The sequence below is a fragment of the Bradyrhizobium genomosp. I (2014) genome, assembly GCF_000261685.1.
Taxonomy (GTDB): domain Bacteria; phylum Pseudomonadota; class Alphaproteobacteria; order Rhizobiales; family Xanthobacteraceae; genus Bradyrhizobium.
In genome coordinates, this window is sequence record NZ_AJQE01000072.1 from 1 (window position 1) to 13,598 (window position 13,598).

Consider the following 13,598-nt stretch of genomic DNA (forward strand, 5'->3'; position numbering starts at 1 on the left):
CTCGACTACCGCGTCGCGCTCGGCCTCGACCTCTATCAGCGCCAGCAGCTGTCCAACAGCTACATCTCCTACGGCACCAAGACGCTCGGCTTCTCGCCGCGCCTCGGCTTCTCCTTGCGTGAAGATCTGGCGCTCCAGTTGCGCTACTCGATCTACCAGCAGGAAATCACGCTGCCGAGCTACCTGGCGAACTGCAACAACGTGCAGTTCCTGCCCGATGGCAGCGCGAATCCATTGTTCAATCCGAGCCCGGCGTTCGCCAACGCCAACGGCATCAGCCTTGCGTCGACGAACGGCCTAGGCTGCTACAACGATGGCGAAGCCTCGCTGCCGGTGCGCAAGGAGCTTGCCAACGGCAAGACCCTGACCTCGGCGCTCGGCTACACGCTCACCTACAACACGCTGGACAACAATAAGAACCCCACCGACGGTCTGCTCATCGACTTCCGGCAGGATTTTGCCGGCGTTGGCGGCGACGTCTCCTATCTGAAGACCGTGGCGGACGGAAAGTACTACGCTCCGCTGGTGTCGGACATTGTCGGCATCGTCCGTCTCCAGGGCGGTATTCTGACCAAGGTGGGCAGCGATCTGCGCATGCTCGACCACTTCCAGATGGGCCCGAACCTCGTTCGCGGCTTTGCCCCGAACGGCATCGGCCCGCGCGATCTGAATCCCTTTGGTACCCAGGACGCGCTCGGCGGCACCAAGTACTGGGGCGCCTCGCTCGAACTGCAGATGCCGTTCTGGTTCCTGCCGAAGGAAGTGGGTCTGAAGGGTGCGGTCTATGCCGATGCCGGTGGCCTCTACGACTACCAGGGACCGACGAGTTGGACCACGACCAACGAGGTCAATGCGCCCGGCTGTATCCCGTCGACCATCAATCCGTCGTCAGCGGGCACCTGTACCGGTCTCGTGTTTGATGACAGCAAGGTGGTCCGCACGTCGGTCGGCGTTGGTCTGATCTGGCAGTCGCCGTTCGGTCCGCTTCGCTTCGACTACGCCGTGCCGCTCACCAAGGGCAAGTACGACCGCACCCAGGAGTTCCGGTTCGGCGGCGGCACCACGTTCTAGTTCGATCAGCACGGCACGATCCGGATCACTGGAGCCGGTTTCCGAAAGGGATCGTGCCAATCCAAGACATGAGGCATGATGCGGCCAGACCGCTTCATGCCGAAGCCGGACCGCGACGGGGTGGAATGGCGCAGCCGATCTTCTTCACAAAGCCGCCTGCCACAGCGTTGGCCGATATCGCCACGCTGACCAAGGCGCAACTGGTCGACCCCGCGAGGGGCGGCCATGTCATCACGGGCCTGGCGTCGCTCGACGAAGCCGGCCCGATGCATCTGGCATTCTTCGACAACCTAAAATATGCCGACCAGCTCAGGGCAACCAGGGCGGGGGCTTGCCTGGTCAGTCCGCGCTTCGAGGCCGCGGTGCCCGCGCACGTGGCCGTGCTGCGGGTGGCGCAGCCGTTCCGCGCCTTCGTCAGGATCGCGCGGGAATGGCACGGGGACGCGCTGAGGCCGCAATCCTGGGTCGGCAATGATGGTATCGCGCACTCGGCGATCATCGATCCCTCGGCCCGGCTCGAGGACGGCGTGATCGTCGATCCCCTGGCCGTGATCGGCCCGGACGTCGAGATCGGCAGCGGGACCGTGATCGGCGTCGGAGCGGTGATCGGTCCCGGCGTCAAGATCGGCCGGGACTGCAATGTCGGCGCCCGTACGGCGATCCAGTGCGCCCTGATCGGCAACAACGTGCTGATCCATCCCGGCTGCTCGATCGGCCAGGACGGCTACGGCTTCATCTTCTTCGGCCCCGAGGGCCATCTGAAGGTGCCGCAGACCGGACGCGTGCTGATCCAGCACGACGTCGAGGTCGGCGCCAACACGACGATCGACCGCGGGTCCTTGCGCGACACCGTGATCGGCGAGGGGACCAAAATCGACAATCAGGTCCAGATCGGCCACAATGTGACGATCGGCCGGCACTGTCTGCTGGCAGCCCAGATCGGCCTCGCCGGCAGCCTCACCATCGGCGACAACGTGGCGCTCGGAGCGAAGGTTGGCATCAACAATCACCTCAAGATCGGCGATGGGGCTCAGGTCACCGCCATGAGCGCGGTCAAGGACGACATCCCGCCGGGCGGCCGCTGGGGCGGGCATTTCGCCAAGCCGACCAAACAATGGTTCAAGGAAATCATCGCGGTGGAGCGCCTGGTACGCGACAGCAAGGCCGATCCGAAGGACGAGGGACGGGAATGACGGAGGAATCACCTGTTAAGTTCGAGCTGGTGGATATCAACGCGATCCTCCAGACCCTGCCGCATCGCTTTCCGATGCTCTTGATCGACCGCGTGATCAACATCCGCGCCGATTACAGCGGCATCGGCATCAAGAACGTCACCTTCAACGAGCCGGCCTTCCAGGGACATTTCCCCGAGCGCCCGGTCTATCCCGGCGTCATGATGATCGAGGCGATGGCGCAGACCGCAGGCGTGATCGGCATCAAGTCGGTCGAGGGCACCGAGAAGCCGCGTGCGGTCTATTTCCTCACCATCGACAAGTGCAAGTTCCGCAAGCCCGTGCTGCCCGGCGACACCATCGAATATCACATGCGCTCGCTCGGGCGCCGCAAGGCCATGTGGTGGTTTCACGGCGACGCCAAGGTCAACGGGCAGGTCGTCGCGGAGGCCGACGTCGGCGCCATGCTGACGGACTGAGCGGGATCAGCTCCTCTGGACCGGCTCGCGCGTCCGGCACGCGTAGCGTCCTGAGGTCGCCTCGCGCCTGATATTCCGGTTGAAGAACTGGCCCATGGAGGGAGCGCCCAGGAGGCGTTCGACCGTGTCAGCCGTCACGCCGCAATAGCGCTCATAGGCGCCGTTGTTCGCGACAATCAGATCTTGCTGCGCGCGATCGTAACAGACCCGTTGAAGCACTGTGCTGCGGGTGATGTCGCGGCATTCGAATGTCCGGAGATCGACGGGGCGGTGTTCGCCGGTCTCGACCGTCTCGGACACGATCGGTGTACCGGCGAGCTGTGCAAGCAGAAGGACCAGGGCCCTGACCACGATCGCTGAAGCTCCGTATGAACTTGTTGATGGGCCGGCAGGGCCGCTTCATCCGACACTTGAAACACGTCGAGATGATACGTCACTGGACAGATCGGGCATAGTCGCGCTAACCACCCGAAAACCAAGCGACTTCAATACATAACCAGACCTTCTTGACGAGTAAGATTGGCTTGATGAGCAAGATTGATCCCACCGCACGGATCGCGGACGGCGCCGTGATCGGCGAGGGCACCGAGATCGGACCCTATTGCATCATCGGCCCGAATGTCGTGATCGGCGCGAATTGCAGGCTGATCGGGCATGTGCATGTCACGGCGCGGACCACGATCGGTGATGATTGCACCATCTACCCGTTTGCCTCGCTCGGCACGCCGCCGCAGTCGCTGAGCTATCGTGGCGAGCTAACCCAGCTCAAGATCGGCTCGGGCTGTACCATCCGCGAATCCGTGACCATGAATGCCGGCACCGTCGCCGGCGGCGGCATGACCACGGTCGGCGACCGCGGCTATTTCATGAACTGCAGCCATGTCGGCCACGACTGCCATGTCGGCAACGACGTGATCTTCGCGACCTCGGCAACGCTCGGCGGCCATTGCGAGATTGGCGACTTCGTCTTCATCGGTGGTTTGTCCGCCGTTCACCAGTTTACGCGCATCGGCCAACAGGTCATGGTTGGCGGCGTGTGTGGCGTTCGCGACGACATCATTCCGTTCGGCTTGGTCAACGGCCAGTACGCCGTGCTGGAAGGCCTCAACTTGATCGGCATGAAGCGCCGCAAGTTCACCAAACAGCGGCTTGCGACCGTGCGTGGGTTCTACCAAAAACTCTTCCACGGCCCCAGCACCTTTGCCGAGCGGTTGGAGGCATCCAGGCCGCTCGCAAGCGAAGATCCCGCGATCGCCGAAATCCTCGACTTCATCGGCAAGGGCAAGCGCCCGCTCTGTCTTCCCGCCATCGCGAAGTGAGTACGGGATGGCCGCGGGCATGACATCGGCGGCTTCGCAGGTTTCGTCACCGGTCGGCATCGTCGCCGGCGGCGGGGCCATGCCGTTCGCGGTCGCCGAATCGCTCGCCGCGCACGGCATCACGCCGGTGCTGTTTCCGCTGCGCGGGGCCTGCGATCCGGCGCGCGTGGAGAAATTCCGCCATCGCTGGATCTCGGTCGGCCAGCTCGGCCGGGCGATGCGGCTGTTTCGCGAGGAGGGCTGCCGCGACCTGATCTTCATCGGCACCTTGGTGCGGCCCTCGCTGTCCGAGATCCGGTTCGACATGAAGACGCTGCGCCTGCTCGGCAACGTCATCCGCGCCTTTCGCGGCGGCGACGATCATCTGTTGTCCGGTGTCGGCCGCATCCTCGAGCAGGACGGCTTTCGCATGGTCGGCATCAAGGACGTCGCGCCGGATCTGCTGATGCCCGAGGGGTGCATCAGCCGCGCCTGGCCCAGCGACACCAGCAAGGCCGACATCGAGCGCGGGCGCGCGGTGCTGACCGCGCTAGGTCCGTTCGACATCGGCCAGGCCGCGGTGGTGATCGACGGCCATGTGGTCGCGGTCGAGGACATCGAGGGCACCGACGCGCTGCTCGCCCGCGTCGCGCGGCTGCGTGAGGAGGGCCGCATCCGCGCCGCCACGGGACGCGGCGTGCTGGTGAAGGCGCCGAAGAGCGGCCAGGACCTGCGCTTCGACCTGCCGACCATCGGCCCGCGCACGATCGAGGGCGTCGCGGCCGCCGGCCTTGCCGGCATCGCGGTCATCGCCGGCAACACCATCGCCGCGGAGCCGCAAGCGATGATCGCGCTTGCCGACGCAAGATATCTGTTCGTCATCGGCCTGCCGGCGTGATGCAGGACCGTGATCCCAAGCGCAAGATCTTCCTGATCGCCACGGAGGAATCCGGCGACCGGCTCGGCAGCGCCCTGATGAAGGTATTGCGCCAGCGCCTCGGCGACGGTGTGCAGTTCGTGGGTGTCGGCGGCCGCACCATGGCAAGCGAGGGCCTCGAGTCGCTGTTTCCGATCGAGGAACTGTCGATCGTCGGTTTTGCCGCGGTGGTGCAGCAATTGCCGAAGATCCTGCGATTGATCCGGAGGACGGCTGACGCCGTGACCGAGGCCGCGCCGGACGCGCTCGTCATCATCGACAGCCCGGACTTCACCCATCGCGTCGCCCGCCGCGTGCGTTCGCGCAATCCCGCGATCCCGGTCGTCGACTACGTCTCGCCCCAGCTCTGGGCGTGGCGGCCGGGCCGGGCGCGGACCATGCTTGGCTATGTCGACCATGTGCTCGGCCTGCTGCCGTTCGAGCCGGAGGAATACCGCAAGCTCGGCGGGCCGCCATGCAGCTATGTCGGCCATCCCCTGATCGAGCAATTGTCGTCGCTGCGGCCGAATGCGGAGGAGCAGGCGCGCCGCGCCGGCCAGCCGCCGGTGCTCCTGGTGCTGCCCGGCAGTCGTCGCAGCGAAATCCGGCATCACCTCGACGTGTTCGGCGCGGCACTCGGCCGGTTGCAGGCGGACGGGCGCGCCTTCGAGCCGATGCTGCCGACCATGCCGCACCTTGAAACCACCATCCGCGAAGGCATCGCGCATTGGCCGGTCCAACCTCAAATCGTGATCGGCGAGAACGAGAAGCGCGCCGCCTTCCGCATTGCCCATGCGGCGCTGGCCAAATCCGGCACGGTGACGCTCGAGCTCGCGCTGTCGGGCATTCCGATGGTGACGGCCTATCGTGTCGGCGCGATCGAGGCCTTCATCCTGCGCCGCGCGATCCGCGTCTCCTCGGTGATCCTTGCCAATCTCGTGATCGGCAGGGACGTCATTCCGGAGTTCCTGCAGGAGGACTGCACGCCGGAGAAGCTGGCGCCCGCGCTTCACGATGTGTTGACGGATTCGTCGCTGCGACGGCAGCAGGTCGAGGCCTTTGCCCGGCTCGATCAGATCATGTCGACCGGCAACAAGTCACCGAGCGTGCTCGCCGCCGACGTCGTGCTGGACACGATGCGCAAGGGCAGGCGGTAAACGGATCAGCCCATCCTGCGGATCCCGCAAACAAAAACGGCGCCATCATGAGATGGCGCCGCTCCGAAAGCCGTGATGGCCGAACTTATTTCCGATCGCCGATCGGCACGTAGTCGCGCTTGGCGACGCCGGTGTAGAGCTGGCGCGGGCGGCCGATCTTCTGGTGGGGATCCTCGATCATCTCGCTCCACTGGCTGATCCAGCCGACGGTGCGGGCGACCGCGAACAGCACGGTGAACATCGAGACCGGGAAGCCCATCGCCTTCAGCGTGATGCCCGAATAGAAGTCGACGTTCGGGTAGAGCTTGCGGTCGATGAAGTACTGGTCGCTGAGAGCGATCTTCTCGAGCTCCATTGCCACGTTCAGCATCGGATCGTTGCCATGGCCGGTCTCCTTGAGCACGGCGTGACACATCTTCTGCATGATCTTGGCGCGCGGATCGTAGTTCTTGTAGACGCGGTGCCCGAAGCCCATCAGGCGGACTTCGGAGTTCTTGTCCTTCACCTTGGCGATGAACTCGGGGATCTTGTCGACCGTGCCGATGTCGTAGAGCATGTTCAGCGCGGCTTCGTTGGCGCCGCCATGCGCGGGGCCCCAGAGGCAGGCGATGCCCGCCGCGATGCAGGCGAACGGGTTGGCGCCGGAGGAGCCGGCGATGCGCACAGTCGAGGTCGAGGCGTTCTGCTCGTGGTCGGCGTGCAGGATGAAGATCTTCTCGAGCGCATCGGCGAGCACGGGGCTCACCTTGTAGTCCTCGCAGGGCACCGCGAAGCACATGTTCAGGAAGTTCTCGGCAAAGCCCAGCGAGTTCTTCGGGTAGATGAAGGGCTGGCCGACGGTGTACTTGTAGGCCATCGCCGCCAGCGTCGGGATCTTCGCGATCATGCGCATGGACGCGATCATGCGCTGCTTCGGATCGTTGATGTCGGTGCTGTCGTGATAAAACGCGGCGAGCGCGCCGACGGCCGCAACCATGATCGCCATCGGATGGGCATCGCGGCGGAAGCCCTGGAAGAAGCGGGCCATCTGCTCGTGCACCATCGTGTGATGCGTCACGCGGTGGTCGAAATCCTTCTTCTGTGTGGCGGTCGGCAGGTTCCCGTAGAGCAGGAGATAGCAGGTCTCCAGGAAGTCGCCATGCTCGGCGAGCTGCTCGATCGGGTAGCCGCGGTATTCCAGCACGCCCGCGTCGCCGTCGATATAGGTGATCTTGGACTGGCAGCTCGCGGTCGAGGTGAAGCCCGGATCATAGGTGAACAGGCCGGACTGGCCGTAGAGCTTGCCGATATCGATGACATCGGGCCCGACGCTGCCGCTGAGGATCGGAAGCTCGTAATTCTTGTTTCCTACCGTCAGCGTGGCGGTCTTGTTGCTTGGTTTTGCGTCCATCGTAGTCCCCGATGTGTGGTGAAACGGGCCGAAGCCGGAGGCCCCCAGGGAGATCAGGGGCAGGCCGGATGTTCCAGAATGTACGGGGGAGATGGGTATATTATTGCTATGTGCGCTGCAAGATCGCCGCACGCATGGTCGACTTACGTCGTAGACTGATCTTTAAGCCGGCCCAGGCTTTCCTGGCGCCCAAGGACGTCCAAAACCTCAAATATACCAGGCGAGGTGGTCCGTCCGGTGAGTGCGGCCCTCAAGGGCTGGGCGACGGCGCCGAGCTTGAGACTATTTTCCTCGGCAAAGGCGCGCAGCGCGGCTTCGGTGGTGGTGCCGTTCCACGTCTCGACTTTCTCCAGCGCGGAATGAAGCTGGCCGATCAGCTTGCGGTTCTCTTGTGTCAGCAATGCTCGCGCCTTGGGATCGAGCTCCAGTGGCCGGTCGGCGAAGATGAAATGGGCGGCATCGATCAGCTCGATCAGCGTCTTGGCGCGCTCCTTCAAGGCCGGCATGGCCTTGAGAAGTTGTGCACGTGTCGTGTCGTTTAACTTGGCCTTGATCTCGTCGCGGCTCGGCACGACGTGGTCGAGCACGTCCTCGAACATCCTCACGAGCGATCCATCGTCGGTGTGGCGGATGTAGTGGCCGTTGAGATTTTCCAGCTTGGCGAAATCGAAGCGGGCGGCGGCGCGGCCGACGCTGGCGAGGTCGAACGCCGCGATCATCTCCTCGGTCGAGAAGATCTCCTGGTCGCCGTGGCTCCAGCCGAGCCGGACCAAGTAGTTGCGCAGTGCGGCCGGCAGGTACCCCATGGCGCGATAGGCATCGACGCCGAGCGCGCCATGGCGCTTCGACAGTTTCGAGCCGTCCGGGCCGTGGATCAGCGGGATGTGGGACATGCTCGGCAGCGCCCAGCCCATCGCATCATAGATCTGCTTCTGGCGCGCGGCGTTGATCAGATGGTCGTCGCCCCGGATCACATGGGTGACGCCCATGTCGTGGTCGTCGACCACCACGGCGAGCATATAGGTCGGGTTGCCGTCGCCGCGCAGCAGGACGAGATCGTCGAGGTTCTCGTTCTGCCAGACCACGCGGCCCTGGACCTGGTCCTCGATCACGGTCTCGCCGGTCTGCGGCGCGCGCAGGCGGATGGTGGGCTTCACGTCGTTTGGGGCGGTCGCGGGATCGCGGTCGCGCCACATGCCGTCATAGAGGCGGGTGCGCCCCTCCGCGCGCGCCTTCTCGCGCATGGCGGCGAGCTCCTCGGCGGTGGCGTAGCAGCGATAGGCCTTGCCGGCGGCCAGCAGCTGCTCTGCGACCTCACGGTGGCGGGCGGCGCGGGCGAACTGGTAGATGACCTCGCCGTCCCAGCCGAGCCCGAGCCACTTCAATCCGTCGAGGATGGCGCCGATCGCGGCCTCCGTGGAACGCTCCCGGTCGGTGTCCTCGATCCGGAGCAGCATCTTGCCACCGTGCTTCTTCGCGTAGAGCCAATTGAACAGCGCCGTGCGGGCGCCCCCGATGTGGAGGAAGCCGGTCGGCGAGGGGGCGAAGCGGGTGACGACGGAATCGGACATTCTTGGCAGGGCCTATGCATTGGAGGCGGTGGTGTATAGCAGGAACGGGACATAACTAAAGCCCGACCGCGGACCTGGCGGGCCTCGCTTAAGCTCTTGGCGCGGCCACGCGAATTTGGCAGAAGGACCGCTGATTTCCCTACAGGATTTTGGTGATGACAGAACCGGTGGCAGCTGAGGTTGGGCGCGATTTCATTCGTGACATCATTCAGGCCGACCTCGATCAGGGCAAGTACAGGGAGATCGTGACCCGGTTCCCGCCGGAGCCGAACGGCTACCTGCATATCGGCCACGCCAAGTCGATCGCTCTCAACTTCGGCATCGCCCAGGAGTTTCCGGGCCGCTGCCATCTGCGCTTCGATGACACCAATCCGGTCAAGGAAGAGCAGGAATATATCGATTCCATTCAGGCCGACGTGCGCTGGCTCGGCTTCGACTGGGGCAAGAACCTGTTCTTCGCTTCGGACTATTTCGACCGCCTGTACGCATGGGCGGAACAGCTGATCCGCGACGGGCTCGCCTATGTCGACGACCAGACCCAGGAGGAGATCCGCCTCTCGCGCGGCACGCTGACCGAGCCCGGCAAGAACTCGCCGTTCCGCGACCGCAGCGTGGAGGAGAACCTCGACCTGTTCCGCCGCATGAAGGCCGGCGAGTTTCCAAACGGCGCGCGGGTGCTGCGGGCCAGGATCGACATGGCCGCCGGCAACATCAATTTGCGCGACCCCGTGCTGTACCGCATCCTGCATGCGCACCATCCGCGCACCGGCAACGCGTGGTGCATCTATCCGAGCTACGATTATGCGCACGGCCAGTCGGATGCGATCGAGGGCATCACGCATTCGATCTGCACGCTGGAGTTCGAGGACCACCGGCCGCTCTATGACTGGTTCATCGAGAAGCTGCCGGTGCCGTCCAAGCCGCACCAGTACGAATTCGCGCGGCTGAACCTGACCTACACGCTGCTGTCCAAGCGTGTGCTGACCCAGCTCGTCCGCGACGGCCATGTCGCGGGCTGGGACGATCCGCGCATGCCGACCATGGCGGGCATGCGCCGCCGCGGCGTGCCGCCGGCCGCCCTTCGCGAGTTCGTCAAGCGCATCGGCGTCGCCAAGGCCAACAGCGTGGTCGATGTCGGCATGCTCGAATTCTGCATCCGTGAGGAGCTGAACCGCACGGCGCAGCGGCGCATGGCGGTGCTGAAGCCGCTGAAGGTGGTGATCGAGAACTATCCGGAAGGGCAGGTCGAGGAGCTCGAGGCGATCAACCATCCCGACGACGCTAGCGCCGGCACGCGCAAGATCGCGTTCGGCCGCGAGCTCTATATCGAGCAGGACGACTTCATGGAGAACCCGCCGAAGAAGTTCTTCCGCCTGTCGCCAGGCAACGAGGTACGGCTGCGCTACGCCTATTTCGTCAAGTGCACCGGCGTGATCAAGAACGATAAGGGCGAGGTGGTGGAGCTGCGCTGCACCTACGACCCCGCGACCAAGGGCGGCAACGCACCCGACGGCCGCAAGGTCAAGGCGACCATGCACTGGCTGCCGGCGGCGACCTCGAAGCCGGCCGAAATCCGCATCTACAACCAGCTGTTCTCCAACCCGAGCCCGGACGCCTCGAACTTCGCGGCCGACCTCAATCCGAATTCGCTGGAGATCCTGTCCGATGCGCGCATCGAGGCATCGGTCGCGGAGAGCAATTCCACCGAGCCGATGCAGTTCGAGCGCCAGGGCTACTTCGTGCGCGACAAGGATTCGACGCCCGGCAAGCCGGTGTTCTCGCGCACCATCGGCCTGCGCGACACGTTCGCGAAGGAAGTCGCGAAAGGTTGATCCGCAATGAGCAACGAAGCCGACGCCATCGTTTCCGCCGTCATCGCGAAATGGTGCGCCGGCTTCGCGACGCTCGACGCGGCTGCGCTGTCGTCGCTCTATGCAAGGAACGCGTTCTTCTTCGGCTCGAATCCAAGACTCTATCGGGGCAGGGACGGCGTCGCCGACTATTTCAACGGGCTGCCGCGATGGCGCAAGCCGAGCGCGTCCTTTTCCGAGGTCAACGCAGCGCAGGCCGGCCCTGACCTGATCAACATGGCCGCGACCATCTCGTTCGACCTCGCCGGCGAGCGGGACGATCTCGTCGTCAAGATGAGCTGGGTCCTGACCCGCGAGGACGGCGACTGGAAGATCGTCAATCATCACGCTTCGTCGCAAGCGCCGCTGATTTAGCGATCGCGCTTAACCAAGCGGGTTCGTCATTCCGGGCTCGCGCCAGGTGGCGCGCCCCGGAATGACATAAGAATACGAACCGAAGCTCTCTCCGCGCGTTGAGGTGGCTCCAACCAAGGACCCCACCATGCAGAACATCACAGAGCATATGGAAGTCATCGGCGCTGATGGCGTGCATGTCGGCACGGTCGACCGTGTCGAAGGCAACCGCATCAAGCTGACCAGGAAGGACAGCGGCGAGGGCAGTCACAAGGGTCATCATCATTTCATCGACAAGGGACTCGTCGCCGACGTCGAGGGCAACAAGGTCCGTCTCTCGGCCAAGGCATCGGTGGCCGTGACCATGGAAGAGGAAAAGTAGGGCTCGTCCGAGCTCGTTCCTGATATGTACCGCTATTCGCGCAGCCGCACGGTCCGGTAGCCTCTGCACCCGTCGCGTATCGTAAGGTGCAGGAAATGGCAGAGCCGGGCCGGCCAGTCCGCTCCCAGGGAGTCGCCGGGACGTGGCCGGTCGGCCGTGCCGCGCCGGCCGGTGGCCTCGCGCCGACCGGCTTCGACGTTTGGCCGGCAATCGTCGAAACGCTGCGCGAATGGGCGCGCGCCGAGGCCGGCCCCGGGCGGTTGTTGCCCTGGGTGCCCGTCGCTTTCGGCGGCGGGATCGCACTCTACTTTGCGGCCGATCACGAGCCGGTGCTGTGGGTCGTTGCCGCAACGGCGGTCGCGCTCATGCTGGGTGCGGTCCTGCTGCGACGGAGCCGGCTGTTCGCGCCGGCGATCATGATCGCGGCGCTCGCGGCCGGCTTTGCCGTGGCGACCTGGAAGACGGCGCGCATCGCCCATACGGTGCTGGCCAAGCCGCTCTATTCGGTGTCGCTGTCCGGCTTCGTGGAAGCGCGCGACATCCGCGAGCGCACCGATCGTTTCGTGCTGCGCGTCAGCGCGATGGAGGCGCAGCGCAGCGACGTCAAGCTCGATCGCGTCCGCCTTTCGGTGCGCAAGGGCACGGCGCCGGAGGTCGGCAGCTTCGTGCAGTTGAAGGCGCGGCTGATGCCGCCGATCTCGCCGGTGCGCCCCGGCAGCTACGATTTCTCCCGGGACATGTTCTTCCAGGGCATCGGCGCTTCCGGTTTCGTGATGGGCGCGATCACGGCTTCTCTGCCGCCCGAAGCTGCGGGCCTGCGACTGCGCTACGCTGCGTTCATGCAGGGGCTGCGCGATGCGATCGACGCGCGCATCCGTGCGACGCTCGAAGGCGACAATCGCGCGATCGCGACAGCGCTGCTCACCGGACGGCGCGATGCGATCGCCGCGCCCGTCAACGATGCGATGTTCATCTCGGGGCTCGGCCATGTGCTGTCGATCTCCGGCTATCACATGGCGGTCGTCGCCGGTGTCGTGTTCTTCGCGGTGCGCGCGTTGCTGGCCTTGATCCCGGGACTGGCGGCCGGCTTTGCCATCAAGAAATGGTCGGGGGCCGCGGCGCTGGTTGCGGCTGCATTCTACCTGCTGCTCTCGGGCGCGGAGGTCGCAACGCAACGATCGTTCTTCATGACGGCGGTGGTGCTGATCGCCGTGATGGCGGACCGCCGCGCCATCACTTTCAGGACGCTTGCGGTGGCCGCGCTGATCGTGCTCGCGCTCGCGCCCGAGGCGCTGGTGCATCCGAGTTTTCAGATGTCGTTTGCGGCAACGCTCGGGCTGGTGGCGCTGGTCCAGATCGGCATGCCGAACCTGCTCGCATCGCCCGATCATTCCGCGACGGCGCGGATCGCGCTGTGGGGCGGCCGCGAGATCGCGATGCTGTTCCTGGCCTCGTTGATCGCGGGGCTAGCGACCACGCCCTATGCCGCCTTCCACTTCCACCGCGTGACGCCATACGGCGTGCTCGCCAATCTCGGCGCGATGCCGGTGGTCTCGGCGCTGGTGATGCCGGCCGGGCTGTTGGGGCTGCTCGCGGCGCCATTCGGGCTCGACGGCGCGTTCTGGTGGCTGATGGGGATCGGCATTGAGTGGATGGTCGCGGTCTCGCGCTGGGTGGCGGCTCTGCCGGGCGCAGTCGGCCGCATTCCCGCGTTCGGGATCGCGCCGCTGATCGCGGCCAGCCTCGGTATCATCGTGATGGGCCTGCTGCGTACGCCCCTGCGTTGGTCCGGTGCTCTGGTGCTGCTGGCAGCGATCCTCTGGGGGCTGTCGGTGCGGCAGCCCGATATCCTGATTGCCGGGGACGGCGCGAGCGTCGCGGTCCGGGGCGGGGATGGGCGCCTGCACGTGATCCGCGCGAGCAAGGATGGCTTCCTGCTGAGGGAGTGGCTGGGCGCC

Annotated in this window: 13 protein-coding genes; 10 read left to right on the plus strand and 3 right to left on the minus strand. The window is 65.1% G+C overall.

Annotated features, from left to right (window positions below):
• The 3 genes from IC50_RS07170 to fabZ form a co-directional block, all read left to right on the plus strand.
• Positions 1–1,071: outer membrane protein assembly factor (locus IC50_RS07170; protein WP_035702326.1), on the plus strand; the 1,071-nt coding region annotated here is incomplete at its 5' end.
• A gap of 125 nt (positions 1,072–1,196) precedes the next feature.
• Positions 1,197–2,264 (plus strand): UDP-3-O-(3-hydroxymyristoyl)glucosamine N-acyltransferase, encoded by a 1,068-nt coding sequence (gene lpxD, locus IC50_RS07175; protein ID WP_035702328.1) that lies wholly within the window; start codon positions 1,197–1,199, stop codon positions 2,262–2,264.
• Positions 2,261–2,722, plus strand: coding sequence for a 3-hydroxyacyl-ACP dehydratase FabZ (gene fabZ, locus IC50_RS07180; protein ID WP_035702330.1), 462 nt, complete (start codon positions 2,261–2,263; stop codon positions 2,720–2,722). Before lpxD ends, fabZ begins: the two co-directional genes overlap by 4 nt.
• Before the next feature lie 6 nt (positions 2,723–2,728).
• Here fabZ and IC50_RS07185 read toward each other — a convergent pair whose 3' ends face one another.
• Positions 2,729–3,073, minus strand: coding sequence for a KTSC domain-containing protein (locus tag IC50_RS07185; RefSeq protein ID WP_035702332.1), 345 nt, complete (start codon positions 3,071–3,073; stop codon positions 2,729–2,731).
• Positions 3,074–3,249: 176 nt separating this feature from the next.
• On the opposite strand from IC50_RS07185, the gene lpxA reads away from it, so the two are divergent.
• The 3 genes from lpxA to lpxB are packed head-to-tail and all read left to right on the plus strand — an operon-like array spanning position 3,250 to position 6,093.
• A complete protein-coding gene (lpxA, locus tag IC50_RS07190; protein WP_035702335.1) occupies positions 3,250–4,041 on the plus strand; it encodes an acyl-ACP--UDP-N-acetylglucosamine O-acyltransferase in 792 nt (263 codons plus the stop codon).
• Between the two features lie 19 nt (positions 4,042–4,060).
• On the plus strand, positions 4,061–4,918 hold the full coding sequence (locus tag IC50_RS07195) for an LpxI family protein (protein ID WP_035702358.1): 858 nt from the start codon (positions 4,061–4,063) through the stop codon (positions 4,916–4,918).
• Complete coding sequence (lpxB, locus tag IC50_RS07200) at positions 4,915–6,093, plus strand: lipid-A-disaccharide synthase (protein WP_085973616.1); 1,179 nt, start codon at positions 4,915–4,917, stop codon at positions 6,091–6,093. Before IC50_RS07195 ends, lpxB begins: the two co-directional genes overlap by 4 nt.
• A gap of 85 nt (positions 6,094–6,178) precedes the next feature.
• Here lpxB and gltA read toward each other — a convergent pair whose 3' ends face one another.
• Together gltA and gltX are read right to left on the minus strand one after the other, a co-directional pair.
• On the minus strand, positions 6,179–7,483 hold the full coding sequence (gene gltA / locus IC50_RS07205) for a citrate synthase (protein WP_035702341.1): 1,305 nt from the start codon (positions 7,481–7,483) through the stop codon (positions 6,179–6,181).
• A gap of 143 nt (positions 7,484–7,626) precedes the next feature.
• Positions 7,627–9,054, minus strand: coding sequence for a glutamate--tRNA ligase (gltX, locus tag IC50_RS07210; RefSeq protein WP_035702344.1), 1,428 nt, complete (start codon positions 9,052–9,054; stop codon positions 7,627–7,629).
• A gap of 155 nt (positions 9,055–9,209) precedes the next feature.
• Here gltX and IC50_RS07215 point away from each other — a divergent pair, with 155 nt between their 5' ends.
• From IC50_RS07215 to IC50_RS07230, 4 genes are all read left to right on the plus strand, one after another.
• Positions 9,210–10,886, plus strand: a complete 1,677-nt coding sequence (locus tag IC50_RS07215; RefSeq protein ID WP_035702347.1) for a glutamine--tRNA ligase/YqeY domain fusion protein — start codon at positions 9,210–9,212, stop codon at positions 10,884–10,886.
• A 6-nt stretch (positions 10,887–10,892) separates the two neighbouring features.
• Entirely contained in the window at positions 10,893–11,279 is a 387-nt protein-coding gene (locus IC50_RS07220) for a nuclear transport factor 2 family protein (protein WP_035702350.1), read from the plus strand.
• A 127-nt stretch (positions 11,280–11,406) separates the two neighbouring features.
• The gene (locus tag IC50_RS07225; protein ID WP_035702353.1) at positions 11,407–11,640 is read left to right on the plus strand and encodes a DUF2171 domain-containing protein; all 234 of its coding nucleotides are present in this window, start codon (positions 11,407–11,409) and stop codon (positions 11,638–11,640) included.
• A gap of 95 nt (positions 11,641–11,735) precedes the next feature.
• A partial coding sequence (locus tag IC50_RS07230; RefSeq protein ID WP_035702356.1) for a ComEC/Rec2 family competence protein occupies positions 11,736–13,598 on the plus strand: 1,863 nt, incomplete at its 3' end.